Genomic DNA, 25,212 nt, shown 5'->3' with positions numbered 1-25,212 from the left:
CGATCAGCCGGTGCCTTGAAGAGTGCAGCTTTCAAGCCATGCGCTTCGAGCTCCCGCCTTGCGACGACACTGGTTCTTCACGGCACAGTCTGGGTTTCCGCGCCGAATCCGCCTCGCCGTCGCGTGGGGCGCGAGAGTTTCGCCGAGCGGCGCGGATGTGCGTCCGAGTTGAAGCGTTTCGTTCACAACTGGAGAAACATCATGACCCGTTTGTCCGTTTTGGCGGTAGCGGCGTTCACGCTCGTCGCTTCGCCGACACTCCTCCTGGCGACGACCGGTCCGGCGGCGGCGCAGGACGACGATTGGAGCAACAGCGAAACCGATGTCGGTGGCGGCAACCTGCGCGATCTCGTCCAAAGCTGGATCGACGAACGCTCGGACCGCCGCGACATGCTGATGGACATGATCCAGGAGCGCCGCGACCGGCGCGGCGAACTCATGGACATGAGGCGTGAGCGCATGGACCGTCGAGCCGAGTTGAGGGACTTTCTGCAGGACCATCCGGAGCTGCGCGAGCGCCTTCGCGAACGCCTCGCCTCACGGTGGGAAGATGAGGGTGACGGCGGCGGAGGCGGCGGCTTGCGCGGCCGTCTGCGCGAGCGGATCGCGGAGCGCTTTGGAGAGGGCTGCTTCTTCTTCACCCGAATCCTTCGCGATCAGGACGGCAGCCTCCTGGTCGTGGTGCGCAGGCGCATCTGCCGCGACTGATCCGAACCGAATGTCCTGACCCGGTCCTGACCCATGGGAGAACTGAGATGAAGAAGGTCCTTGTTGCGGCGGCTGGCCTGATGCTGATCTCGCTACCCGCCTTCAGCCAGAGCTCGGACGATTCCGGCGACCGTGGAGGAGGCTATAGCCGCCGTGATCGCGGGCTCGAGGATCTCCTGCGTGGAATCGACGACGGCGGCGGCATGGCAAGCCGGGGCCCGCAGCGCGGCGCAGGCTTCCTGCTGCGCTCGGGCGATGCGACGCTCGCCGTGCGCTGCGACCCGAGGGATTCGATGAGAGCCTGCGTGGACGCCGCCACGACGCTTCTGGAACGCGCCCGCAATACGATGCCTGGCGGAGGTGGCGGAGGAGGTGGCGGTCCGGGCGGAACGCCTCCCGGCGGGCCGCCTCCGACCCGCTAGCGCATCGGGCGAAACGGCGGACCCGGTTTTTCGCCAGGACGATGCGCTCTTTCCAGGATGGGCGCATCGGAGGACATCCCAAAACTGGGAGTCCGCGTCTTCTCCCCTCCGCGGTTCATAACGACGTGGATGGCCGGGTCTTCCCCGGCCGTCACGCGGCCGGGCCGGTCGACGTGAAATCGTCGCTCGTCCCTCCCGGGCTCGCCCCGGGGGGCCCCCTCTTTGCGGCGTGACGGTGCGGTTGGCCGTCACGGCCCTTCGGCTTCTCCCGGACGATGCTCCAGGCTCATGGACCCTGTCGGTCTCTCAATGACAGAAAGATAGCAATGATTGCATTTATGTCAGAGAGCTGTCTTAATGGCCCGGGGGAGAGCGGTCTTGAGCCGGCACGTAAAGCAGCGCCTGGAAGAGAGTCTGGAGAGGGCCACGGCGTCGGGCAGGGCGGTGGCGAGCTACATGCTCGCGAACCTGAACGAGCTGCCCTTCGAGACCTCGGCCTCCATCGCTCAGAAGATCGGCGTCAGCGAGCTCACGGTCGGGCGCTTCTGCCGTGCCATCGGCTATCGGCATCTCAAGGATCTCAAGGATCACCTGAGGACGGACCTGGGCGGAAGCCCCTGGCTCCTGGGCGACCGGCTCAAGGAATTCCGCAGGCGCAGCCGCCAGGATCTCGGCGAGCTTACGAAGAGCTTCGAGCTGGAGATCGCGGCCCTGGTCCGGGTCTATGAATATGCGCAATCGGCGGCCTTCAAGGCCGTGAGCCACCGCCTGGCGACGGCGTCGCGGGTCCATGTGGCCGGCTTCCAGACCGAGAGGGGCATCGCCGCCTCGCTCGTCCATAACCTTCAGTATCTGCGCGACGGGGTGCATCTGCTCGACGCGGGCTCCGGGCATTTCGCCGAGGCGCTCCTCGGAGGCGAGGAGGCATCGGCGCTCGTGATCTTCGAGGCGCGCCGCTATTCCAGGCACGCGGAACTTCTGGCCCTGAAGGCGCATCGGCGCGGCATTCCGGTCACCCTGGTCACGGACACCTATTGCGACTGGGCGGACGGCTGTACGAGCGAGGTGTTCCGCATTCCGACCGATCTCAATCTGTTCTGGGAATCGACCGCGCCGATGCTGTCTCTCGTGCATCTGCTGCTGAATGCCGTCTTCAACGAACTCGGCCCGCAGGTCGAAGAGCGGCTCAATGCGACGGCTGCGCTTTATCACGAATTCGTCGGCTACACGGAGAGCCCGTGAGGTCAGGCGTGAAGAGGACCGGTCAGGTCGAAACAACAGAGGGTACAAGAATGTACAAGACACTTCTCGCGGCAGGAATCTGCGTTCTGGGCATGACGTCGCTGGCGTCCGCGCAGGACAAGAAGGAGATCGTCATCGCAACGGAAGGCGCCTATCCGCCCTTCAACTTCATGGATTCCAACAACAAGCTGCAGGGCTTCGACGTCGAAATCGCCAATGCGCTCTGCGACAAGATGCAGGTGAAGTGCACCATCGTGGCCCAGGATTGGGACGGCATGATCCCGGCGCTGCTCGCCAAGAAATTCGATGCGGTCGTGGCGTCGATGACGATCACGGACGAGCGCAAGAAGCAGATCGACTTCACGGACCGCTATTACCGCACGCCGCTGTCCGTCGCCGTTCCGAACGACTCGAAGATCAAGGATACCGCTTCCGCCACCATGAAAGGCATGACGGTCGGCGCGCAATCGTCCACGACCCAGGCGATCTACGCGGAGGACGTGTACGGCAAGGCGGGCGCTTCGGCTAAGCTCTATCCGACGCAGGACGAGGCCAATGCCGATCTCGCCAGCGGGCGCCTCGATGCTTCCGTCGCCGACAAGTTCGTGCTGGTCGAATGGCTGAAGAACGCCGGCAAGGATTGCTGCAAGCTCCTGGGCGACATCGATGGCACCATGTCCGAGGCCGGCATCGCGATCCGCAAGGAAGACAAGGATCTGAAGGAGAAGTTCAACAAGGCGATCAAGGAGATCGTCGCGGACGGCACCTACAAGAAGATCCAGGGCAAGTATTTCGAGTTCGACATCTATTGAATCGTCCGAACGAGAGCATCGGACGTGAAAAGTGGATTTGCACTTTTGGGATTCAATCCGATGCTCCCTTCTAGAGGAGCGCATCGTTCCGGCGAAAAACCGGGTCCACTTTTTCGCACGATGCGCTAACGCTTCACTGTCGGCAGGCGCAGGTTCATCGCGCCGGCGCCTGCCGCAATCCCTGCGCAAAGGACGGTCCGTTGCAGGATATTCTGTCGCTTCTTTCCTTTTCCGATGGAGGCTGGGGCAGCGCGCTCGCGGCAGGAACCGCCGTGACCCTGTCGCTGGCGCTCGCCACGCTGCCCGTCGGCATTTTCCTGGGCCTCGCCATCGCCCTGATGGCGCGCTCCCGCAGCGCCCGGGCCCGGACCGCGGCTACTCTCTTCACGACGGTGTTCCGCGGGTTGCCGGAGCTTCTGACCCTGCTGATGGTCTATTACGGCGGCCAGATCCTGATCCAGCGCCTCATGGCGGCGATGGGCTATGGGGGGCAGTTGCAGATCAACGCCTTCCTGGCCGGAGTCGTGGCCTTCGGTCTGGTTCTCGGGGCCTTTTCCAGCGAGGTCTGGGTCGGCGCGCTCAACACCGTTCCGCGCGGGCAGTACGAGGCGGGAAGCGCGCTCGGTCTGTCCCGGTTCCTGACCTTCCGGCTGATCGTGTTTCCGCAACTCATGCGGGCGGCGCTGCCGGGGCTTTCCAACAACTGGCTGACCCTGTTGAAGGACACGTCGCTGATTTCGACGATCTCGCTGGTCGACCTGATGCGGCAGACGAACCTCGCCGTGGGCGCCACGAAGCAGCCCGTGGTGTTCTATTTCGCGGCCTGCGTCATCTACCTGGTGCTCTCGGCGGGATCGGGGCTCGCCTTCACGGTTCTGGAACGCCGCGCCGATCGCGGCCATGCGCGAGGCTAGAATGACGTTTCGCGATCTTCTGGGCCTCGTCCTCGATCTCGACCTTCTCGACCGTTACGGCTGGCGCTTCGTCGAAGGCGTCGGCGTCACGGCGCAACTGGTGGCGATCTCTTTCACGCTCGGCGGCATCCTCGGGCTGCTGCTGGCGCTGGCGCGCCTCTCGGACAAGGCTTTCCTTCGCTGGCTCACGAGCGCCTATATCTATTTCTTCCGCGGCTCGCCGCTGCTCGCGCAGCTGTTCCTGCTCTATTACGGCCTCGGATCGCTGCGCGCCTTCTGGACCGATCTCGGCCTCTGGTGGTTCTTCCGCGAGGCCTGGTACTGCGCCCTGCTCGCGTTCACCCTGAACACCGCCGCCTATCAGGCGGAGATCTTCCGGGGCGCCATCCAGTCCGTGCCGCGCGGGCAGCGCGAGGCCGCTGCGGCGCTCGGGATGCACAAGGCCATCACCTTCGTGAAGGTCGTCTTCCCACAGGCGATGATCGTCTGCCTGCGGCCGCTCGGAAACGAACTGATCCTCATGATCAAGGCCAGCGCCATCGCGTCGCTCGTCACGATCTACGATCTCATGGGCGTGACCAAGCTCGCCTTTTCGCGTTCGTACAATTTCGAACTCTATCTGTGGGCGGCCGTGCTCTACCTCCTGATCGTCGAATGCATCAGGCGGCTCTGGGCGCTTCTCGAAAGGCGGCTGACCCGTCATCTGCGGATGGAGGATCGGCCTCGACCGGCGCGCCGGACCTGGCTCGGCCGCCCGGCGAAGACCGCTCTCAAACCCAACGCTCAATAAAGATTGCTCATCATGCGTTATGACGTCGTCGTGCTCGGCGCAGGAATCGTCGGTGTCTCCGCTGCGCTTCACCTCCAGGCGCGCGGCCGCTCCGTCTGTCTCGTGGACCGCCGCTCGCCGGGCGAGGAGACGAGCTATGGCAATGCCGGTCTCATCGAGCGGGCGAGCGTCGTTCCCTACGCGATGCCGCGCCGCCTCCCGGTTCTTCTCCGCTACGGCCTGAACCGCTCTCCGGACGTGCGCTACCGCTTGTCCCATCTGCCAAAAATGAGCCCGTGGCTGTTCCAGTACTGGCGGCACTCCGCGCCGGAGCGGCTGCGAGAGGCGACCGACGCCATGCTGCCGCTCATCGAAAGCTGCGTGGCGGAGCACGACCGGCTCATCGAACGAGCCGGCGTGACGCATCTTCTGCGCCGCAGCGGCTGGATCGAGACCTTCCGGACCGCGCAGGGACGAAAGAAGGCTCTGGCCGCGGCCGCCGACGTGGAGCAATACGGCCTGCGATACGACGTGCTCGACGTCGCGGAGCTCAAGCGGCGCGAACCCGATCTGCTCGGCGCGCCCATCGGGGCCATTCACTGGCGCGATCCCACGACCGTGTCGGACCCGGAGGCGCTCACGAAGGGATATGCGGCGCTCTTTACGTCTCAGGGCGGGCGCTTCGCGTCGGGCGATGCGCGGGCATTGACGCGAAGCGGGCGCGACTGGACCGTCGCGACGGAGGAGGGACCCGTCACGGCGGGTCAGGCCGTCGTCGCGCTCGGCCCCTGGTCCGGCCGCCTGTACGAGCCCCTCGGCTACAGGATCCCGCTGGCGGTCAAGCGCGGCTATCACATGCATTACGGTGCGAAGGGAGAGGCGCGCCTGAACCAGCCGGTGCTCGATTTCGAGGGCGGATACGTTCTTGCTCCGATGACCAGGGGCATCCGGCTGACCACGGGCGTGGAGCTTGCCGGATTCGATGCGCCCGATGACCCCCGGCAGCTCGATCAGGCGGAGACCTTCGCCCGCGGCCTGTTTCCGCTCGGCGAGCGGGTCGATCCGAAGCCGTGGCTCGGGCGCAGGCCCTGCCTGCCGGACATGCGTCCCGTCATCGGGCCGGCCCCTCGCCATACGGGCCTGTGGTTCTGCTTCGGCCATGCCCATCACGGGCTGACCCTCGGCCCCGCGACGGGCCGCCTGCTCGCGGAGATGATGACGGGCGAGGAGCCCTTCTGCGATCCGTCGCCCTACCGCGCGGATCGCTTTTAGAGCATCAAGCGGGAACCGAAGGCCGGACCCGCTCTGACGTCGACGTCATCGCTCCCCCGTCATGGCGGGTCGGAACGCGGCTGTCCGGGGCCGAGGCTCCGGCTTCACGCAGCCGTGGGAGCCGCGACGGCGGCGCGCAGGAGCATGCCGAAGAGGTCGCGCGGCTCGTCCGGATCGGCGAGGAGATCGAGCTCCTCGTAGAGGCCGGTCGCCTCGATCTGCCGCTTCACGTAGCGAAGGGCGGAGAAATCCTCGATGGCGAAGCCCACGGAATCGAAGAGGGTGATCTGGCGGTCGCTGGCGCGGCCCGGCTCCTGGCCGGCGATCACGCGCCACAGCTCCTTGACCGGATGGTCGGGCGCGAGCTGCTGGATCTCGCCTTCGATGCGGGTCTGGGGCGGGTATTCGACGAAGATGTCCGACCGCTTGAGGATGTCGGCATGCAGCTCCGTCTTGCCGGGGCAGTCGCCGCCGACCGCGTTGATGTGCAGGCCCGAGCCGACCATGTTGTCGGTGAGGATCGTGGCGTTCTGCTTGTCGGCCGTCACGGTGGTGACGATCTCGGCCCCCTCCATCGCCTCCTCGATGGTGCCGCAGACGGTGATGTCGAAGCCGTGGCCGACGAGGTTGCGCACGCATTTGGCGCTCGCCGAACGGTCGATGTCGTAGAGGCGCAGCCTGTCGATGCCGAGCAGCGCCTTGAAGGCGACGGCCTGGAACTCGGCCTGCGCGCCGTTGCCGATGATCGCCATGGTGCGGGCGTTCTTCGGCGCCAGATGCTTGGCGGCGACGGCCGATGTCGCGGCGGTGCGCAGGGCGGTCAGAATGGTCATCTCGGTCAGGAGCACGGGATAGCCCGTTCCCACATCCGCCAGCACGCCGAAGGCCGTGACGGTCTGGCGTCCTTCACGCGTGTTCTTGGGATGCCCGTTCACGTATTTGAAGCCGTAGACCTCGCCGTCGCTGGTGGGCATGAGTTCGATCACGCCCTCGCGGCTGTGCGAGGCCACGCGCGGCGTCTTGTCGAACAGTTCCCAGCGGCGGAAGTCGAGTTCGATGTACTCGGCGAGTTCGATCAGGAAGCGCTCCACGCCGACGGCGAGAACGAGCTTCATCATGTGATCGACGCTGACGAAGGGGACGATGTTGAGCTTCGGGGTCATGGTGCGTTCACTTTGGTGTGTGGCGGTAGCTCTGGGTCGGACGGTCGAGGACGCGCCGGCCCATGAGGCTCGAGGCGAGATCGACCATGAGCAGAGCCGTGCGGCCCCGCTCGTCCAGGAAGGGATTGAGCTCGACGAGATCGAGGCTTCTCACGAGCCCGCTGTCGTGCAGCATCTCCATGATCAGATGGGCCTCGCGGAAGGTGGCGCCGCCCGGAACCGTGGTGCCGACGCCCGGCGCGATGCCGGGGTCGAGGAAGTCCACGTCCAGGCTCACGTGAAGGATGCCGTCCGCCATGGCGACGCGCTTCAGGAAGGCGTCGAGGAGGGGGCCGACGCCGTTCTCGTCGATGGCGCGCATGTCGTGGATCGTGACGCCCGAGGGGGCGAGCGCCGCGCGCTCAGCCGGGTCGACGCTGCGGATGCCCATCATGCAGACATGGTCCGGCTTCACCGGGCGAGGAACCTTCGGGAAATAGCCCTCGAAGCCCGGACGGCCCGTGGCATAGGCCATGGGAACGCCGTGCAGGTTGCCGCTCGTCGTGGTCTCGAGGGTGTGGAAGTCCGGATGCGAATCGAGCCACAGCACGAAGAACTCGCGGCCTTCTTCCGCGGCGCGCCGGGCGAGGCCCGTGATCGATCCCGCCGACAGGCTGTGATCGCCGCCCAGGAAGATCGGAATGCCCTCTCCACTTGCCGCGAAGGCCGCCTCGGCGATGGTCTCGGTCCAGGCGACCGCTTCAGGCAGCGCCTTGACGGCCGGGTTCTCGTGCTTCAGCGCCCGCAGGCGGGCGGGCGCGAGATTGCCCCGGTCCTCGACCTCGTAGCCCAGGCCGGCGAGTTCGGTCGCAAGGCCGGCCGTGCGAAAGGCGCTCGGTCCCATATCGCAGCCGAGCCGGCCGGAGCCCTCCTGAACGGGCACGCCGATAAGAAGGCAGCGTTTTTGCGTCATCGGGTTCTCCACATCTCATGAGCCAAGCTAGGGGAAGGGCTTGGCGTTTTGAACAGGCCAGTTTGACAATTCGAGAAACATAATCGACCAATCTGGAAGCACTTATTTTGCAAAATGGCGGCCATGGACGATCTCGATCAGCGCCTCATCACGCTTCTGCGGCATAACGGGCGGCGCAGCGTCTCGGATCTCGCGCTCGAGCTCGATGTCTCCCGCGCGACCGTGCGGTCGCGCATGGAGCGTCTGGAGCGCTCGGGCGATATCGTCGGCTATACGGTGATCCTGCGGGCCGACGCCGTGTCCCTGCCGGTGCGGGGCATCATGCTGATCGAAGTGGAGGGGCGCGCGGCCGATCGGGTCGTGGATGCCCTGGGCGGTTTTCCCGAAGTCAGCGCCATTCACACGACGAACGGGAAGTGGGATCTCATCGTGGAGCTGGGGGCGGCCAACCTGTCGGATTTCGACGGCATCCTCAGGCGCATCCGCCTGATCCCCGGCGTGATCGCATCGGAGACCAATCTGCTGCTGGCGACCCCGCGCAGCACCCGGGCTAGATTGTAGGGAAAGACGTCATGCGCAGCCATGTGCCCCGGCGCCGCCGCGTTCCCGCGCCGGGACAGGGCCGCGACGTCAATTCTGATCCCGCGATGCGAGCGACTGAACCTCGCTCTGCGGGGTGAGGTATTCGATCGAAACCCAATCCGTGCACGCCCTGAGGATGGGAGCGAGATAGGCACGGCTGCCTTCGATCTCGACCACGCGGCAGGGATAGGCCCGCCGGTCCCCGGGAGGACGATAGACCACCGTGCTGCCGGGCTTGATCTCACCGGATGGGGCGTGAGGAGGTTTGCTCTGTTCGCAGGGCTCTTGATGGCCGTTGTCCTGAACGACGGAGGCGCTCCGGCCTGCGCGGTAGCGGTCGAGAGCTTCGATCGCGACGCGGGCCCGGTCGCGGTAGCGGTCGGTGACCAGTCTCATCAGGGTGCCCTGTTCGCGCCCAGGATACCAGGAGACGCCGCCGATCTTCGCCAGCTCTTCCGCGACGATTTCAATTTCTTCTTCAGTCATGGGCTCATTCCCTCGAGAAATCCGGAGTGACGCTCAGATCTGACGGTGGCGTGCCGTGACCTGATGCATTGTTATGGGCCCCGAAGTCGCTTCGCAGGGATGCGTGCGACCCTTTGTCGATTGTCGTCCTGCGCATAGGCTTGAATGCCCCGGTCATCTGTGCGGGATCATACGTTCCTGCAAGATGGCCAATTGCTGGATATACGGCAGACGCCGTTCCTGGTGCTGTACCTTGAGCCTTTCGAGCACGCGGATTCTCAGGTTGAGATCCGTCGAGCCTCTGCTGACCTTCTCTCTCTGACGTTCATACTCGAAGTCTATATCAGCCAAGGTTGAAAGGAGAGACTGAAGTAAGGGTTGAGTAGCCGGAGAGTAAATTTTTGGAGTGCTTTGCGCGTCACTTGGACCGTTATTACAGAACTCGGATTCTTTCATCCCTTGCTCCATATTAACTTAGGTTAACAACATCGATGGTACTGACGCATGAGTACTCCGTCTGCTATGTTTCCGACAAAACCGAGAAATTTTTTGCCCTTTCTTTTGGAGAAGCGTGACCTTTGCATAGCTGACCTCTCTTTTGAGGGGAGCGGATACTTTCGGTCATGCGTCCTCCGCCAATCCATAGGTGCCGGGGAGCAGCCGCTCGAAGCTCCTGCGGATCCTGCGGTAGCATTCGCAGGACATCCGCTCGAGCCCGGCGCGGTTGACGATCGTGATCACCCCTCGGCCCTGCTGGATTAAACCGGCCATCTGTAGAGCCCGTGTGACACTGCTGACGGTAGAGCGCTGCACACCCAGCATTTCGGCGAGCGTTTCGTGGGTCAGGGGGAGAGCGTCGCGGTCGACCCGGTCGCGCGTCGTCAGGATCCAGCGGCAACACCGGGCCTCGACGCTATGGACGGCATTGCAGGCGACGGTTTGAAGCGTCTGCGCCAGAAGGGCTTCCGTGAACCTGAACATCAGTTCCAGGGTCCGGGGACTCTCGCGCCCGACATCGATCAGGCGATCCACCAGGATACGCGAAGCCGTGCCGGCGACCTGGGTGACGTAACGCCCGAAGGACTGGCGCGTCATGAGCGCGCTCACAAGGCCGAACATGCCCTCCCGCCCGAACAGCGCCATCTCCACGGTACCGCCGTCCTTCAGAATGGTCGACAGGGACACGATGGCGTTGTGGGGGAAGTACGTATACCGGATGAACTCCCCGGCATCGTACACGAGCCCGCCTTTCGGGAGGTCCACAATTTCGAGATGCGGCTCAAGAACACCGAAATCCTCGGGCTCCAAGGCTGCAAGGAGCCGGTTCTTACGATGGGGGACCGCGTCAGGACAAGGCGGCATATCGAGGCGTACCAATCTGAATCGATTCCGGCTCGGTTTGGAGCCGATCTCCATACAAGATCCCAGCGCAACCTGAGGTGTCAATCGATCGGCCGCCGCCGCGAACCGGATCGTCGCATGGGGTGATCCCGAAAATCCATCCGGATCCGATAGGTTCGGTCGCCCGACGGAGGGAGGATTGGCGGAAAGGAGGTATTTCATGACCCCTTTCGTCAAGGCATGTCCGGATGCAGTCCCGACATTCCCTTCGGGATTACCCCTGTTTACCTTGGGAAGGTGATGGCGCAGCATGGCAATAACGCGATTCCATGCTGCTTCGGGACCATCCACGTGAGTGCAAGAACCTTGCCAAGAACCTTCCCTCGACTCTCCTCCGATCCGGCCGACTGGCCGGCTGCGCATCTGCTCGAGGCCTATGCCGGCAAAACCCTTTCGCCCGTCGATGCCGCCAAGGCCGTGATCGCGCGCATCGAGGCGTGCGAGCCCCGTCTCCAGGCTCTCTACGCCTATGATCCCGACGAGGCGCTGAAGAGCGCGCAGGAATCCGAGCGGCGCTGGGCCCGGGGAGAGGCGAGGGCGCTCGACGGCGTTCCCGCAACCATCAAGGAGAACATCGCGACGCGGGGCACGCCCGTGCCCCTCGGCACGGCGGCGCGGCCGCTCACGCCCGCCCAGGAGGATGCGCCCGCGGCGGCGCGCCTGCGCGAGGACGGCGTCGTCATTCTCGCCAAGACCACGATGCCCGATTACGGCATGCTCTCCTCGGGCCTGTCGAGCTTTCACCCGCTGGCCCGCAATCCCTGGGACCTGTCCAAGAATCCGGGCGGCAGCTCGGCGGGCGCGGGGGCTGCTGCTGCGGCGGGCTACGGCCCGTTTCACATCGGTACGGATATCGGAGGCTCCATTCGCCTCCCGGCCTCATGGTGCGGCGTGTTCGGGTTGAAGCCGAGCTTCGGACGCGTGCCCATCGACCCGACCTATTATGGACGCGTCGCCGGGCCGATGACGCGCACCGTGCACGATGCCGCCCTGATGATGACGAGCCTGACGCGGCCGGATGCCCGCGATCCGATGAGCCTGCCGTATCAGGATTTGCCCTGGCTCGATCTCGCGATCGACGTCAAAGGGCTGAAGATCGGCCTCATGATGGAGGCCGGCATCGGCCTGCCCCTCGATCCCGAAGTGCGCGCGGCCGTGGAAAGGGCCGCGTCGGCTTTCAGGGAGGCCGGGGCCATTGTCGAGGAGATGAGGCCCTTCGTCACCCGCGAGATGCTCGACGGGCTCGACGATTTCTGGCGCCAGCGCGCCTGGATGGACATCTCACCCTTGGGCGAGGACGAGCGCGCCAAGGTCCTGCCCTATATCCTGTCCTGGGCCGAGGGCGGAAAGGGCCTGACCGGAGCCCGGGTCTATTCCGGCATGAACCAGATGATGGCGATGCGCCATGCGGCCGTGGCGGCCACTCACGGCTTCGACTTCGTCCTTTCGCCGGTGGCTCCCAACGTGGCCTACGAAGCCGAGCTCGCGTCCCCGATCCACGATCCTCAAAGACCCTTCGAGCATATCGGCTACACGGTCGCCTTCAACATGTCGGATCAGCCCGCGGCCTCGGTCAATGCGGGCTTCACGAAGGCCGGGCTGCCGATCGGCTTGCAGATCATCGGCCGCCGTTTCGACGACGTCGGGGTTCTCAGGCTCTCGCAGGCTTGGGAGGAGATGTGCTCCGACAGGCGGCCCTGGCCGACGCCGTAAAGGCAGGTTCTCTCGGCAGATCCTTTCGGCAGATCCTTTCGGATTGCACCACGGATCGTCGCACCGGGTTTTCCGGAAGGCCGGGCGCTGGTAGAGAACGGCCATGACGTACAAAGTGGCCGCTCTCTATCAGTTCGTCGCGCTGCCCGATTTCCGGGAGATCCGCGACCCGCTCCATGCTGTCTGCGCCGATCACGGGATCAGGGGCACGCTCCTGCTCGCCGGGGAGGGGATCAACGGCACCGTGGCCGGCACGGAGGAGGGGATCGATGCCCTCATCGCCGAGCTGCGCGAGGGAGCCCTGTTTCGGGGCCGCCTCGACAATCTGGAGCTGAAGTTCTCGACCGCGTCCGAGATGCCGTTCAAGCGCATGAAGGTGCGCCTGAAGAAGGAGATCGTGACGCTCGGCGATCCGCAGACCGATCCGACCCGGCAGGTCGGCACCTATGTCTCGCCGTCGGACTGGAATGCGCTGATCGCCGATCCCGAAGTCATCCTGCTCGATACCCGCAACGACTTCGAGGTCGCGATGGGGACCTTCGAGGGCGCGGTGGATCCGCGGATCGGGACGTTCAGCCAATTCAAGGAATTCGTCCGAAAGGAACTCGACCCCGCCCGGCACCGGAAGGTGGCCATGTTCTGCACCGGCGGAATCCGCTGCGAGAAGGCCAGCTCCTACATGCTGGGCCAGGGCTTCGAGGAGGTCTATCACCTGAAGGGCGGCATCCTGAAATATCTCGAGGATGTGCCGGAGGCCGAGAGCCGCTGGAGCGGGGGCTGCTTCGTGTTCGACGAGCGCGTGTCCCTCGGCCATGGTCTCGCCGAGCGCCCGGAGGACAGGAGCCTGTTGACCGATGAGTGATGTGCAATCCGTCGAGGCGCGCCTGGAAGCCCTGGAGGTGCGCACCGCCTATCAGGATCAGGTCATCGAGGACCTGAACCAGACCGTCATCGACCAGTGGAAGAAGATCGACGCGTTGAAGCGTCAGCTCGCCGAACTGCTCGACCGGGTCCAGGAGGTCGAGGACGGCTCGGCCGGACCTCGCGCGCCGGAGCCTCCGCCGCCGCATTATTGAGACCTGCAGATCCGTCCTTCAACCAGATGGTTGACTATCTGAACGCGCGCGCATATATTCAACCACATGGTTGAATTACAAACATCTCGACTGGACTCCGTCTTTCATGCCCTGGGCGATGCCACGCGACGGCGGATGCTCCGCGACCTCGCCGGGGGCGAGCGGACCGTCGGTCAATTGGCGCAGCCCTTCGCGATCTCGCTCGCCGCGGCTTCAAAGCACATCAAGGCATTGGAGAATGCCGGACTGATCCACCGCGAAGTGAGGGGGCGGACCCATGTCTGCCGCCTCGACCCCGGGCCGCTCGCGAGCGCCCACGAGTGGCTGACATTCTACGAACGCTTCTGGACCGAACGTCTGGATGTGCTGGAGCGGCTCCTCCGCGAGGAGGATGGCCGCAAAAAACCACCCTCAAAGGAGACGCCCCATGACTGACCTTGCGACGACGGACCTTGCGACCCTGGACCCCTATGGCGTGCTGACCGAGCCGGCCACATTGACGATCAAGCGCCTTCTGCCCGGTCCCATCGAGCGGGTCTGGGCCTATCTCACCGAGAGCGAGCTGCGTCGTCAGTGGCTGGCAGCCGGTCACATGGAGCTGAATGTCGGGGCGCCTGTCGAGTTGACGTGGCGTAACGACGAGCTCAGCGACCCCCCTGGCCAGCGTCCGGCAGGGATCTCCGAGGAGAACCGCATGCAGAGCCGGATCACCGAGCTCGAGCCGCTCCGCAGGCTCGGCATCACCTGGGGCAGCACCGGGGGCGTGACGTTCGAGCTGGAGCCGGAAGGGTACGAGGTTCTGCTGACCGTGATCCATCGCCGCGTGCCCGACCGCTCGACTCTGTTGAGCGTCAGCGCCGGATGGCACATACACCTCGATATTCTGGCGGCCCGCATGACGGGCAGGGCGCCGGAACCGTTCTGGGACGGTTGGGCGCGGTTGAAGAACGACTACGAGCAGCGCCTTCCGGCTTGACCGACATCGCGGCGGGGTTTCGGCCTATCGCCGAAGGGAGCCCCGGCTCTCAACGTCATGGCCGCACGTGGTGCGGCCATTCACGTCTTGGGACGTCTCGGAGAAACGACGTGGGCGCGCGGGACAGGCCCGGGCGTGGCGCCTCTGCTTCTCAGACCTTCTTCACGAACTCGGTCTTCAGCACCAAGCCTTTGATTTGCGCCGAGCGGCACTCGATCTCACCTGCGTCGTCCGTCAGATGGATGTTCTTGAACACGGTGCCCCGCTTGAGAGTGGTGGAGGAGCCCTTCACCTTCAGGTCCTTGATCACCTGCACGGAATCGCCTTCATTGAGCTGGGCTCCATTGCTGTCCCTGACAACCCTATCGGACATCTCGATCTCCCACGGCGCGTTGTTCGCCCGGCCCGGAAGGGCTAAAGCATCGGACCCAAAAGTGGAACCCACTTTTGGGTCCGATGCTCCCTCCTTGGAAAGAGCGCATCGTTCTTGCGAAAAACCGGGGCCACTTTTTCGCACGATGCGCTAGCCGCCGGGCCGGTCCTTTGTCCATCCGGGCTCTTACGGACCCGCCTGGCACTCCACCTGCCCACGCAGGAAGCCGCAGCGCCGTTTTTCATGCGCGTATGCGCCGGGGCTGCGGGAACCTTTTCGGACATGCTAGCATCCAAGGTCCTGAAGGCAGATGTCGCATCAGGCAGATGTTGCATCAGGCAGGTGTCCCATGCGGATCAGGATGGAAGCCGTCACCGATCCGGGAGCCCTGGACGATTCCGGGCTCGTCCGGCATGCCCTGGCCGGAGAGGGCCAGGCGTTCAGGATCATCATGCAGCGTCACAACCGGCGCCTCTACCGGGTTGCGCGCGGGATCCTCGGGAACGACGCGGAGGCCGAGGATGCGGTGCAGGAGACTTACCTCCAGGCTTTCTCCCATCTGCAGGATTTCAGGGGCGATGCCCGCCTGTCCACCTGGCTGACGCGCATCGTGATCAACGAGGCGCTCGGGCGCGTGCGGAGGCGACGGGACCTCGTGGATCTGAGTCTGCTGGATCGGATGGAGGGCGGGCAGGCGCGGGTGCTGATGTTTCCCGGTCCGTCCAATCCGAGCGATCCGGAGGACGATGCCGGGCGAGCCCGGCTTCGCCGGATGATCGAGCGGGCGGTGGACGGCCTGCCGCCGGATTTCCGGTCGGTTTTCATGATGCGCGAGATCGAGGAGATGAGCATCGAGGAAACCGCTTCCCAGCTCGGGATCAATCCGGCGACCGTGAAGACGCGCCTGCACCGGGCGCGGCTTCTGCTCCGGCGGGCCTTGGCGGCGCAGCTCGTCTCGACCCTGAAGGACGCCTTTCCTTTCGACGGCCTGCGCTGCGCACGGATCGCCGAGCGCGTCATGCGCCGCTTGGAGCAGGCGCAGGACTGATCCCGCGGGACGATGCCTTTCATCGGGAACCCCGCTCGTCCCTGCCGCATCCAACCCCAGGACATGAAGGACATTCTCCCGGATGTCCCGCTCATGCCGGATGCTACAGGAGGATCGCATGTCCAGACTTTCCATAGCCCTGTTGGGGACCTGCCTCTGTCTCGCTTCTCAAGGGGTGCTCGCCCAGCAGGGACCGCGCCCCACCGACCCCCAGATCGCGCACATTGCCTACACGGCGGGCGAGATCGACATCAAAGCCGCGGAACTCGCCCTGAAGCACTCCAAGAACAAGGAGGTGCGCACCTTCGCGAACGACATGGTGCGTGACCACACGGCCGTGAACGAGAAGGCTCTGGCGCTCGTCAAGAAGCTGAACGTCAAGCCGGAGGACAACGATACGAGCCGCTCTCTCGTGCAGCAGGCGGATGCGAAGCGTAAAGAACTGGAAGGCCTGAAGGGTGCGGCCTTCGACAAGGCCTATGCGCAGAACGAAGTCGCCTTTCACCAGCAGGTGAACGGCGCGCTTCAGAATACGCTCATCCCATCCGCGACCAACGGCGAATTGAAGGACCTGCTCTCCACCGGGCTCAAGATCTTCCAGGGGCATGAGCAGCATGCGGAGCATCTGGTGCACGATCTCGCCACGCGATCCGGAGCGGCCCTGCAATGACCATGGCGGCTGCAAGACCGCTCAAGGCCCTCGTGGTCTCGCTCCTGATGCTCGGGCCCTCCCTGGCTGCGGGAGGTGTCGACCGCGTGGTCATGAAGGAGGTCGCGTACGGTCCGAAGCAGATCAGGGTGCATGTGGGCGATAGGGTGGAATGGCAGAACCAGGACATCGTCGCCCACACCGCGACGGCGACGGACAAGAGCTGGGACGTCGACCTCATGCCCGGCCGGAGCGGGAGCGCGGTGATGAAGGTTCCGGGCACCTTCGATTACATCTGCCGCTATCATCCCACCATGACGGGGGAGATCATCGTCGAGCCTTGAGACGACGGAGCCCGCGCCGCTCGGCCACGGCGCGGGCTCGGGTCTTGAGCCTTGGGCATCTTTCCACGCAAAACCGGTGCCCACTTCTCACGTTCGACGCTCTCGCGTTTCAGGGGCCCGGCCGTGCAGCCCCCGCCATGATCGAACCCGTCGCCTCGTCGGATGCGACCTTGCGCAATTTTTTCACGAAGGCCACCAGGCTGTTGGCCTGTCCCTGCTCGGACGCGATATGGGCCAGCACGCCGCTGTCGAACGGTTCCTCCTCGACCGCCCCGTCGATCATGACGGTCGTCTTGATGCCGGTCTCGACATCGAACGAGATGGATCTGATCTTGGTCCGGAACGAAGGACCGGCCGGCTCGGCGACAGGCGGAAGCGGGGCGGCGACCAGAATCGGGGGCGTGTGCGCGGGCTCCTGAAGGACGGCGGCGGTGACATGAGGCACCGGCGCGGACGCTGCGGCCTTGGTGGCCTGCTCGTCCGTCCCGTCGTCTTTCCGCTTCTCTTTCAGAAGGGCCCAGCGCTCGGGGGAGGACTTCCGGGCTTCCGTCGAGGACGGACCGTCGAGAAGCTCGTCGAGCTTCTCCTGGGCCAATCGGGCTTCTCTTTGCGTCGTCGAGCCCAGGGCCTTGACCAGGGGATGCTTGGCGACCTCCTCCTCGGCTTTGGCCTTCGCGGCTTTCGCGGCCTTGGCGGCTGCGATCCGTTCTCTCGCCCGCGCCGCCTCCGCGCGATTGTTCGTGCTGTAGGAATATCGCTTGCCGTTGATATCGTAATAGACTTTCCGGGCTTCGGCGCTGCTGCTTACGACCGCAAGCACGATGACTGAGCCGAGTAAAACTCTCATCCTGTTCATCGGCATTCAAGAGCCTTCTGGCCCTTCCCCTCGTTACGATAAAATTCAGTTAAGAAAATGTGGCGACTCTATGAAATAATGGAAGTTGCTGACGGCGAGCTAGGGGTATTCTCTCAATATGCTTGGCGAATGCGAGGTAGTCCCTCGCCGCGACAGGTGTCTACTTTCCGACATTTGCGTGAAATCCCGCGCCTGCCTCGGCGGGCGGTCATGACAGGCTGCCAAGGTCGGAAGCACCCTATTCGATGCATTATTCTTACGGCGAATTGCCCGACAAGCTGACGTTGCGTAAGCAACACAGATACCAGGACAGATGAGGGACCCATGAAACGCCGCAATTTTCTTGCCACGGCCGGTGCGGGCATCGCCGCCGGCGCCATCGCGAAGCCGGCCATCGCGCAGTCGAATCCTGAAATCCGCTGGCGTCTGACGTCGGGCTTCCCGAAGTCCCTCGATACGATCTATGGCGGCGCGGACTTCCTGTCGAAATACGTGGCCGAGGCGACCGAGGGCAGGTTCCAGATCCAGCCGTTCGCCGCAGGCGAGATCGTCGGCACCTTCCAGGCAGCCGATGCCGTCTCCTCGGGCACGGTCGAAATGGCTCATACGGCCGCCTATTACTATGTCGGCAAAGACCCGACCTATGCGGCGGCGGCAGCGCTTCCGTTCACCCTCAATGCCCGCCAATTGAACGCGTGGAACTACCACGGCGGCGGCATCGACCTCGTGAACGAGTTCATGGCCAAGCAGAACATGTACGCTCTTCCGGGCGGCAATACCGGCACCCAGATGGGCGGCTGGTTCCGCAAGGAGATCAAGACCGTCGAGGATCTCAAGGGTCTCAAGATGCGCATCGCCGGCATCGCCGGTCAGGTCATGGCGAAGCTCGGCGTGATTCCGCAGCAGGTGGCGGGCGGCGACATCTACCCGTCGCTCGAGCGCGGCACCATCGACGCCGCCGAGTGGATCGGCCCTTACGACGACGAGAAGCTCGGCTTCCAGAAGGTCGCGCCGTTCTACTACTATCCCGGCTTCTGGGAAGGCGGCCTGACGATCCACTTCATGTTCAACAAGGCAAAGTGGGAATCCCTGCCGAAGAATTACAAGGCGATCCTGCAGGCGGGCTGCATGGCCACGAACATGGACATGCTGTCCAAGTACGACGCCAAGAACCCGGCGGCGCTCCGCAGCCTCGTCGGCGGAGGAGCGCAGCTGCGTCCGTTTTCGCAGGAGATCCTCGACGCCGCCTACAAGGCGACCAACGAGGTCTATGCGGAAATTTCGGCCGAGAACGCGGATTTCAAGAAGATCATCGACTCGATCCGCGCCTTCCGGAACGAGGAATATCTCTGGTTCCAAGTCGCCGAATATGCGTTCGACAGCTACATGATCCGCGCCCGCACCCGCGGCTGAGCCCGCACGGGACGGAAACTCGTGAAACCCGGCGTCCCAAGCGCCGGGTTTTTCCTTGCAGGGCTGCTCCGCTCTGAGCGGAGAGCTTGAGGGCTTGCATCGCGCCCGCCGAGTGCTGATCTGAGGGCAACCCGATCCATGCTCGACCTGATTTTTGCCCGAAAAGCCTCAGAAAGACGTGCTCATGCCTACGCTGTCCATCCTCGATCTCGCGCATGTTCCCGAAGGGGCCACGCCCACCGACGCCCTGCGCCACTCTCTCGACCTGGCGCAGCACGCGGAGCGATGGGGCTATCGCCGCTTCTGGCTGGCCGAGCACCACAACATGGTGGGCATCGCCAGCGCCGCGACGAGCATCGCGATCGCGCATGTGGCCGGCGGCACGAAGACGATCCGCGTGGGCGCGGGCGGCATCATGCTGCCGAACCATGCGCCGCTGATCATCGCCGAGCAGTTCGGCACCCTCGACGCGCTGTTCCCGGGCCGGATCGATCTCGGCGTGGGACGCGCTCCCGGCACGGACCAGCGCACCATGCGGGCGCTTCGCCGCGATCCCACGAGCGCCGATACCTTCCCGCAGGATGTGCTGGAGCTGCAGGCGCTGCTCGGGCCGCTCCAGCCGGGGCAGGCGATCCAGGCCGTGCCCGGAACCGACAGCAACGTGCCGATCTGGATTCTGGGCTCCAGCCTCTTCGGCGCCCAGCTCGCCGCCATGCTGGGCCTTCCTTATGCCTTCGCGTCGCATTTCGCCCCGAACGCGCTGTTTCAGGCGCTTCAGGTCTATCGCGAGCGCTTCCAGCCCTCCGCCCAGCTCGACAAGCCCTATGCGATGGTGGGCGTGAACGTCATCGCGGCCGATACGGACGAGGAGGCGAGGGTCCTTTTCACCTCGGCGCAGCAGGCCTTCACCAACATGTTCCGCGGCACGCGCGGCAAGCTGCAGCCGCCCATCGACGATATCGAGACCTATTGGACGCCCGCCGAGAAGGCGCAGGCGTCCGCCATGCTGGCCTGTTCCTTCGTCGGCTCGGCGAAGACCGTGCGCGAAGGGCTCGAAGGCTTTCTCGAGCAGACGGGCGCGGACGAATTGATCGTCGCCTCGGCCATCTACGATCACGGACAGCGTCTGCGCTCCTACGAGATCCTGGCGGATGTGCGGGAGGCCATGGGGTAGGGCATCGCGCGGATCAAGCCGTCGCGCCACGGTCCTTGAGCGTGGGATCCAGCGCGTCGCGCAGGCCGTCGCCGAGCAGGTTCAGGCCGAGCACCGAGAGCGCGATCGCGACGCCCGGCGCGATCGCGAGGTGAGGGGCCTGCGAAAGATAGGTCTGCGCGTCGCTCAGCATGCGCCCCCAGCTCGGATTGGGCGGGCGCACGCCGAGGCCCAGATAGCTCAGTCCCGCCTCGGTCAGGATGGCGAGCGCGAGCTGGATCGTGACCTGCACGATCAGCGCGCCCGCGATGTTGGGCATCACGTCTTCCCATGTGATGCGCAGAGGATGCTTGCCGATGGCGCGGGCCGACGCGATGTAGTCGAGCGCCCAGACCTGCAGCGCCACGCCGCGCGAGACCCGTGCGAAGACCGGCACGTTGAAGACCGCGATGGCCAGGATGGCCGCGAGCGGGCCGGACCCCACGAGCGCGCCGATCATGATGGCCGAGAGCACGGCCGGAAAGGCGAACACGACATCCGACACCCGCATGGCGATCTCGTCGGCGAGGCCTTTCCACGCCGCCGCGCTGGTGCCGATGGCCGTGCCGATCGCAGCGCCCAGGAGAACCGCGGGCCACGCGATGGCAAGCGAGTTCCAGGCTCCGACCATGAGCAGCGAGGTCACGTCCCGGCCGAAGTGATCGGTGCCGAGAAGGCCCGCTTCCAGCGGCGCCTTCAGGCGCATGGCGACCCGTACGCGGGTGGGCACCTCCGGCGTCCAGACGAGGGACAGGAGGGCGGTCGCGATGAGAAGCCCCGTGAGGATGCCGCCGACCACGAGAGCGGTGTTGAGCCGGATGGGGGAACGCAGCGTCATGCCCGGCTCCTCAGGCGCGGATCGAGGATCGTATAGCCGATGTCGACGAGGAAATTGACCACGATCACGAGGCCGGAAAAGATCAGCACGATATCCTGGATCACCACGAGATCGCGCTGGTTGAGCGCCTGATAGGCGAGGCGGCCGAGCCCCGGCAGGTTGAACACGTTCTCGACCAGGATCGCGCCCCCGAAGAAGAACGAGAGCTGAAGGCCGAGGATCGTCGTGACGGGAATGAGGGCGTTCGGCACTACGTGCCGGCGCAGGGTGGCCCCCCGGCTCACGCCCTTGGCCCGCGCCGTGCGCACGAAATCCGCCGCGATGACCTCGAGCGTGGCGGAGCGCGTGACCCGGGTCAGCACGGCGGCCTGGGGCAGGGCGAGCGCCACGGCGGGCAAAAGCAGAGCCTGGAAGGCCGGCCACAATCCTGCCTCCCAGCCGGGAAAGCCGCCGGCGGGAAACCAGCCCAGGCGCGTCGAGAAGAACAGGATGAACAACAGCCCGATCCAGAAATTCGGCACCGCGACTCCCATCTGGCTGAAGACCAGGACGGCGCGATCCACCGGGCCGTCCCGCCGCGCGGCGGCCGCGACGCCGAGCGGCAGGGCGAGCGCGGTCGAGATGAGGATCGCGAGCAGGCTCAACGGCAGCGTGACGCTCATGCGCTCGGCCACGAGGGTCGAGACCGGCATCTTGTAGGTGATGGACGTGCCGAGATCGCCATGGAGAAGGCCGCCGATCCAGTGCACGTAGCGGATGAGGGCGGGCTGATCGAGCCCGAGCTCCTGCCGCAATGCCGCCAGCGTATCCTCTCGCGCGGCCGTGCCCAGCATGATCGCCGCCGGATCGCCCGGCAGCACTTCCAGGATCAGGAAAATCGCCAGCGAGACCAGCACAAGCGTCACGGCGAGGGATGTCAGGCGGGAGATGATGAGGCGGAGCATGGCCTAGATGGGCCCTATGCGAGTCGCGCGCTTGACGAGAAAGCGATTCATGGACTGCCGATCGACACTCCCCCCTTGCTGGGAGGAGATGGAGGTGGGGGCATGAGCGGCCGCCTATGCGGGTCCGCGCCGATACCCCCACCCTAACCCTCCCCGCAAGGGGGAGGGAAGAGGCGTGAGCGCGTTCTTCACTCCGTCCACGACGCTTCCGTCACGTCGTTGATCGGGATCGGCGAGTTTTCCCACATGCCCTGGAGCTTCGCGTTCCACACGCCGAGCTTCGGCAACTGGAACAGGAAGAGGGCGGGCACGTCCTCGGCCAGGATCTTCTGCGCCTGCGCATATTTGGCGAAGCGCGCCTTCTCGTCCGTGGTCCTGGCGGCGTCGGCGATCAGGGCCTTGAACGTGTCGTTCTTGTAATTGAAGTAGTAGTTGTCGCGGGCGAAGATATCGATGTCGAGCGGCTCCGTGTGGGACACGATGGTGAGATCGTAATCCTTGTTCTTGAAGACCTCCTCGATCCACTTCGCCGGGAATTCGGTCGGGATGATCTTCATCTCGACTCCCACCTCGGCGAACATCGCCGCCATCAGCTCGGCCGAGCGGCTCGCATAGGCCATCTGCGGCGTCTTGATCGAGATCGAGAGCCCGTTCGCATAACCTGCTTCCTTGAGCAGAGCCTTGGCCTTCTCGGGGTCGTAGGGAATGACGCCGGTCATGTCCACATAGGCCGGATTGTTGGGCGAGAAGAAGCTGCCGATGGGCGTGCCGAAGCCGGAATAGGCGCCCTCGACGAGCGCCTTGCGGTCGATGGCGTGCATGAGGGCGCGGCGCACGCGCGCGTCGTCGAAGGGCTTCCTGGCGTTGTTCATGCCCGCGACCGTTTCGCCCTCCGTGTTGCCGGCCACGGCCTTGAAGCGCGGATCCTTCTGGAACTCGGCGAAAAGCTCCGGCGCGGCGAGGTTCGGAAAAGCGTCGATGTCGCCCGCGCGCAGGGCCGCGACCTGCGCCTGCGAGTCGCTGATGAAGCGGAAGGTGACGCTCTCGAGCTTCACCTTGTCCTTCTGCCAGTAATCCGGGTTCCTGACGAGTTCGACCTTGTCGCCCCGCGTCCAGGACTTGAACTTGAACGGCCCGGTGCCGACCGGATTGGCCGCGTTGTCGGCAGCGGATTCGGGCGCCACGATCACCGCATCGCCCCAGCCGAGATAGGTGAGGAAGTTGCCGGAGGTTTCCTTCAGCTTGATCACCACGGTCGCGGAATCGGGCGTCTCGATGCTGTCGATGGGCGCGAAGATCTGCTTCTGCGCGTTGGTGGATTTCGGATCGCGGGCGCGGTCGAAGGCGAATTTCACGTCGCCGGAATCGAAGGCGGTGCCGTCGTGGAATTTCACGCCCTCGTGCAAATGGAACGTGTAGGCGAGCCCGTCGGGCGAGATCTCCCAGCTTTTCGCGAGAAGCGGCTGCACCTTGCCGTTCCTGTCGATGCGCACCAGGCCTTCGTAGAGGTTGGCCAGGGTGACCTCGCGGATGGCGACAGGCGCGGCGATCGTCGGATCGAGGCCCGGCGGCTCGATGGGCATGCCGACGACGAGGGAGGTTTTGGCCGCGAAGGCCGGAAGGGCGCTCACGGAGAGCAGCAGGGCGGCGGCCAGGAAACGCTTCGACATAAGGCGGAACTCCATCCGGTAGCAAGGAGCGAGGGTCGTATTGGCCCTCAGATTACGCAGTGTGACGGCGGATGGAAGATGTTCCTCGCCGATTTTTAGGCCGATTTTTAGAAGGTCGCGGACTTTCGAACGCCTGAATCTCTCAAAAAGCGACCCGCCGGGTAGGGACGCCGCTATTCCGTCAGGCGCGACAGCACGTGATAGGCGGCCTTCACCCGCGCATCGTTGGGGTAGGCCTTGTTCGCGAGCATGACGATTCCGGCCTTCTTCCCGGGAATGTAGGCGACATAGGCGCCGAAACCGTTGGTCGATCCCGTCTTGTTGAGGATCACGTCCCCGCGCGGGGCCATGGGCGGATCGATCGCGGTCGCCGGGACGGCGTTCATGCTCATTGTCGCGGAGTTGCCGGCAACCATCGTCTCGAGCGCGACCGGGTAGGGGTACTGCTCCCAGATCATGTCTTGGATCAGATCGCCCGCCCGGAAATACCCGGTCTGTGTCCTGTCGATGGCGCGGGCGATCTTCGCCGGCGCCGGGCCGATGCCCATATTCGCTTCGATGAAGCGGATCATGTCCGCCGTGTTCGACTTCACGCCGTAGGCTTCCGCTGCAAGAAGACCGGGCGAAACGCGGACCGCCTGGCCGTTGCGATTGTACCCCCAGGCATATGACTTCATGTCCGCCGCGGGAACGTTCACATAGGTGCGCCGCAGTCCGAGTTCGCGAAACAGGCGCTCCGCGAGGGTCCCGAAATTGTCGTCCATGGCCCGCGCGGTGATCACGCCGAGGAGGCCGACGCTCGGATTGGCGTAGCTGCGGGAGCTGCCGGGAGCGGATTGAGGTGTCCAGTCGCGATAATAGGCGACGAGCTGTTTCTCGCTCTTCACCTGAGCGGGAAGCTGGAGCGGGAAACCGCCTGCCGTATGAGTCGCGAGATCCAGGACCCGCACCTTGCTGAGCGCGCTTCCCCGCAGCTCGGGCATATGCCGGCTGACGGGTTCGTTCAGCGACAGCTTCCCCTCGATCTCCGCATAGGCCGCCAGGGTGGCCGTGAAGGTCTTGCTGACCGAGCCCAGTTCGAAGAGCGTGTCGCGGGTCACGGAAACCCGAGGCTCCTTCGAGGCGACGCCATATTCGATGAAATGGCGCGTTCCATCGAGCGTCACGGCGACGGCAAGCCCGGGGATGTCGTATTGCGCGATGAGCGGCTTCATCGCCTCGTCGACGGCCTGCCGCACCTTGGCGTCGCGGTCTGCGTCGGCGCCGAGCGCGCAGGACAGCCCGCCGATGAGGAAGGCAAGAAGAGGGCCTGCAATTCCGGCGGCATGTCTGAAGGAAGGACGCAACAGCAAAGATCTGTCCCTTTCACGTCGGTCGTCGGATGCAGCGCCCGGGAGCTGTTCTTGCGAAAAACCGGG

Annotated in this window: 28 protein-coding genes and 1 pseudogene; 18 read left to right on the top strand and 11 right to left on the bottom strand. The window is 64.8% G+C overall.

Going from position 1 to position 25,212, the window contains the following annotated elements:
- The first annotated feature begins 201 nt into the window (after positions 1-201).
- From RE429_RS15410 to RE429_RS15380, 7 genes and pseudogenes are all read left to right on the top strand, one after another.
- Positions 202-708, top strand: a complete 507-nt coding sequence (locus tag RE429_RS15410) for a hypothetical protein (protein ID WP_414471604.1) — start codon at positions 202-204, stop codon at positions 706-708.
- Between the two features lie 47 nt (positions 709-755).
- A complete protein-coding gene (locus tag RE429_RS15405; RefSeq protein ID WP_414471603.1) occupies positions 756-1,130 on the top strand; it encodes a hypothetical protein in 375 nt (124 codons plus the stop codon).
- 378 nt (positions 1,131-1,508) lie between these two features.
- Entirely contained in the window at positions 1,509-2,372 is an 864-nt protein-coding gene (locus RE429_RS15400; protein WP_414471602.1) for a MurR/RpiR family transcriptional regulator, read from the top strand.
- A 50-nt stretch (positions 2,373-2,422) separates the two neighbouring features.
- Positions 2,423-3,184, top strand: coding sequence for a transporter substrate-binding domain-containing protein (locus tag RE429_RS15395; RefSeq protein WP_414471601.1), 762 nt, complete (start codon positions 2,423-2,425; stop codon positions 3,182-3,184).
- A gap of 200 nt (positions 3,185-3,384) precedes the next feature.
- Entirely contained in the window at positions 3,385-4,098 is a 714-nt protein-coding gene (locus RE429_RS15390; RefSeq protein ID WP_414471600.1) for an ABC transporter permease, read from the top strand.
- 1 nt (position 4,099) lies between these two features.
- A pseudogene (locus tag RE429_RS15385) lies at positions 4,100-4,807 on the top strand (ABC transporter permease); the annotation flags it as partial.
- A gap of 84 nt (positions 4,808-4,891) precedes the next feature.
- Positions 4,892-6,139, top strand: a complete 1,248-nt coding sequence (locus tag RE429_RS15380) for an NAD(P)/FAD-dependent oxidoreductase (protein WP_414471599.1) — start codon at positions 4,892-4,894, stop codon at positions 6,137-6,139.
- A 104-nt stretch (positions 6,140-6,243) separates the two neighbouring features.
- Here RE429_RS15380 and RE429_RS15375 read toward each other — a convergent pair whose 3' ends face one another.
- Entirely contained in the window at positions 6,244-7,302 is a 1,059-nt protein-coding gene (locus tag RE429_RS15375) for an ornithine cyclodeaminase (RefSeq protein WP_414471598.1), read from the bottom strand.
- 7 nt (positions 7,303-7,309) lie between these two features.
- The gene (rocF, locus tag RE429_RS15370; protein WP_414471597.1) at positions 7,310-8,254 is read right to left on the bottom strand and encodes an arginase; all 945 of its coding nucleotides are present in this window, start codon (positions 8,252-8,254) and stop codon (positions 7,310-7,312) included.
- A gap of 123 nt (positions 8,255-8,377) precedes the next feature.
- Between rocF and RE429_RS15365 the strand changes: the two genes are divergently transcribed.
- Entirely contained in the window at positions 8,378-8,815 is a 438-nt protein-coding gene (locus tag RE429_RS15365; RefSeq protein ID WP_370438224.1) for an Lrp/AsnC family transcriptional regulator, read from the top strand.
- Between the two features lie 69 nt (positions 8,816-8,884).
- Here RE429_RS15365 and RE429_RS15360 read toward each other — a convergent pair whose 3' ends face one another.
- The 3 genes from RE429_RS15360 to RE429_RS15350 all read right to left on the bottom strand — a co-directional run bounded on the left by RE429_RS15360 (position 8,885) and on the right by RE429_RS15350 (position 10,663).
- On the bottom strand, positions 8,885-9,322 hold the full coding sequence (locus RE429_RS15360; RefSeq protein ID WP_414471596.1) for a hypothetical protein: 438 nt from the start codon (positions 9,320-9,322) through the stop codon (positions 8,885-8,887).
- 153 nt (positions 9,323-9,475) lie between these two features.
- Positions 9,476-9,757, bottom strand: coding sequence for a hypothetical protein (locus tag RE429_RS15355; protein WP_414471595.1), 282 nt, complete (start codon positions 9,755-9,757; stop codon positions 9,476-9,478).
- A gap of 165 nt (positions 9,758-9,922) precedes the next feature.
- Positions 9,923-10,663, bottom strand: a complete 741-nt coding sequence (locus RE429_RS15350; RefSeq protein ID WP_414471594.1) for a Crp/Fnr family transcriptional regulator — start codon at positions 10,661-10,663, stop codon at positions 9,923-9,925.
- Between the two features lie 330 nt (positions 10,664-10,993).
- On the opposite strand from RE429_RS15350, the gene RE429_RS15345 reads away from it, so the two are divergent.
- The 5 genes from RE429_RS15345 to RE429_RS15325 all read left to right on the top strand — a co-directional run bounded on the left by RE429_RS15345 (position 10,994) and on the right by RE429_RS15325 (position 14,467).
- On the top strand, positions 10,994-12,415 hold the full coding sequence (locus tag RE429_RS15345; RefSeq protein ID WP_414471593.1) for an amidase: 1,422 nt from the start codon (positions 10,994-10,996) through the stop codon (positions 12,413-12,415).
- Positions 12,416-12,518: 103 nt separating this feature from the next.
- Positions 12,519-13,277, top strand: coding sequence for a rhodanese-related sulfurtransferase (locus tag RE429_RS15340; protein WP_414471592.1), 759 nt, complete (start codon positions 12,519-12,521; stop codon positions 13,275-13,277).
- Complete coding sequence (locus tag RE429_RS15335; protein ID WP_414471591.1) at positions 13,270-13,491, top strand: SlyX family protein; 222 nt, start codon at positions 13,270-13,272, stop codon at positions 13,489-13,491. Before RE429_RS15340 ends, RE429_RS15335 begins: the two co-directional genes overlap by 8 nt.
- A 66-nt stretch (positions 13,492-13,557) precedes the next feature.
- Entirely contained in the window at positions 13,558-13,926 is a 369-nt protein-coding gene (locus tag RE429_RS15330; protein WP_414471590.1) for an ArsR/SmtB family transcription factor, read from the top strand.
- A complete protein-coding gene (locus RE429_RS15325) occupies positions 13,919-14,467 on the top strand; it encodes an SRPBCC family protein (protein ID WP_414471589.1) in 549 nt (182 codons plus the stop codon). The genes RE429_RS15330 and RE429_RS15325 overlap by 8 nt, the downstream gene beginning before the upstream one ends.
- Positions 14,468-14,618: 151 nt before the next feature.
- Here the strand turns inward: RE429_RS15325 and RE429_RS15320 are convergent, their stop codons facing one another.
- The gene (locus RE429_RS15320; RefSeq protein ID WP_414471588.1) at positions 14,619-14,840 is read right to left on the bottom strand and encodes an alkylphosphonate utilization protein; all 222 of its coding nucleotides are present in this window, start codon (positions 14,838-14,840) and stop codon (positions 14,619-14,621) included.
- Positions 14,841-15,189: 349 nt separating this feature from the next.
- Between RE429_RS15320 and RE429_RS15315 the strand changes: the two genes are divergently transcribed.
- The 3 genes from RE429_RS15315 to RE429_RS15305 all read left to right on the top strand — a co-directional run bounded on the left by RE429_RS15315 (position 15,190) and on the right by RE429_RS15305 (position 16,881).
- On the top strand, positions 15,190-15,888 hold the full coding sequence (locus tag RE429_RS15315; protein WP_414471587.1) for an RNA polymerase sigma factor: 699 nt from the start codon (positions 15,190-15,192) through the stop codon (positions 15,886-15,888).
- Positions 15,889-16,006: 118 nt separating this feature from the next.
- Positions 16,007-16,558 (top strand): DUF4142 domain-containing protein, encoded by a 552-nt coding sequence (locus tag RE429_RS15310; protein WP_414471586.1) that lies wholly within the window; start codon positions 16,007-16,009, stop codon positions 16,556-16,558.
- On the top strand, positions 16,555-16,881 hold the full coding sequence (locus RE429_RS15305; protein ID WP_414471585.1) for a cupredoxin domain-containing protein: 327 nt from the start codon (positions 16,555-16,557) through the stop codon (positions 16,879-16,881). The genes RE429_RS15310 and RE429_RS15305 overlap by 4 nt, the downstream gene beginning before the upstream one ends.
- 109 nt (positions 16,882-16,990) lie before the next feature.
- On the opposite strand, the gene RE429_RS15300 is transcribed toward RE429_RS15305, so the two are convergent.
- Positions 16,991-17,728 (bottom strand): hypothetical protein, encoded by a 738-nt coding sequence (locus tag RE429_RS15300; protein WP_414471584.1) that lies wholly within the window; start codon positions 17,726-17,728, stop codon positions 16,991-16,993.
- A 333-nt stretch (positions 17,729-18,061) separates the two neighbouring features.
- Between RE429_RS15300 and RE429_RS15295 the strand changes: the two genes are divergently transcribed.
- Together RE429_RS15295 and RE429_RS15290 are read left to right on the top strand one after the other, a co-directional pair.
- Positions 18,062-19,150, top strand: a complete 1,089-nt coding sequence (locus RE429_RS15295; protein ID WP_414471583.1) for a TRAP transporter substrate-binding protein — start codon at positions 18,062-18,064, stop codon at positions 19,148-19,150.
- Between the two features lie 184 nt (positions 19,151-19,334).
- The gene (locus RE429_RS15290; protein ID WP_414471582.1) at positions 19,335-20,324 is read left to right on the top strand and encodes an LLM class flavin-dependent oxidoreductase; all 990 of its coding nucleotides are present in this window, start codon (positions 19,335-19,337) and stop codon (positions 20,322-20,324) included.
- 13 nt (positions 20,325-20,337) lie between these two features.
- Here the strand turns inward: RE429_RS15290 and RE429_RS15285 are convergent, their stop codons facing one another.
- The 4 genes from RE429_RS15285 to ampC form a co-directional block, all read right to left on the bottom strand.
- Complete coding sequence (locus tag RE429_RS15285; protein WP_414471581.1) at positions 20,338-21,180, bottom strand: ABC transporter permease; 843 nt, start codon at positions 21,178-21,180, stop codon at positions 20,338-20,340.
- Positions 21,177-22,124, bottom strand: coding sequence for an ABC transporter permease (locus RE429_RS15280; protein WP_414471580.1), 948 nt, complete (start codon positions 22,122-22,124; stop codon positions 21,177-21,179). The genes RE429_RS15285 and RE429_RS15280 overlap by 4 nt, the downstream gene beginning before the upstream one ends.
- A 188-nt stretch (positions 22,125-22,312) precedes the next feature.
- Positions 22,313-23,794, bottom strand: a complete 1,482-nt coding sequence (locus RE429_RS15275) for an ABC transporter substrate-binding protein (protein ID WP_414471579.1) — start codon at positions 23,792-23,794, stop codon at positions 22,313-22,315.
- A 173-nt stretch (positions 23,795-23,967) separates the two neighbouring features.
- Positions 23,968-25,110 (bottom strand): class C beta-lactamase, encoded by a 1,143-nt coding sequence (gene ampC / locus RE429_RS15270; RefSeq protein ID WP_414474220.1) that lies wholly within the window; start codon positions 25,108-25,110, stop codon positions 23,968-23,970.
- Positions 25,111-25,212 lie beyond the last annotated feature (102 nt).

Origin of the sequence: Microvirga sp. M2 (assembly GCF_047497095.1) — a bacterium.
GTDB lineage: Bacteria > Pseudomonadota > Alphaproteobacteria > Rhizobiales > Beijerinckiaceae > Microvirga.
The sequence above is the reverse complement of the archived record's forward strand: the minus strand, read 5'-3'. Positions and strand labels throughout refer to the sequence as shown.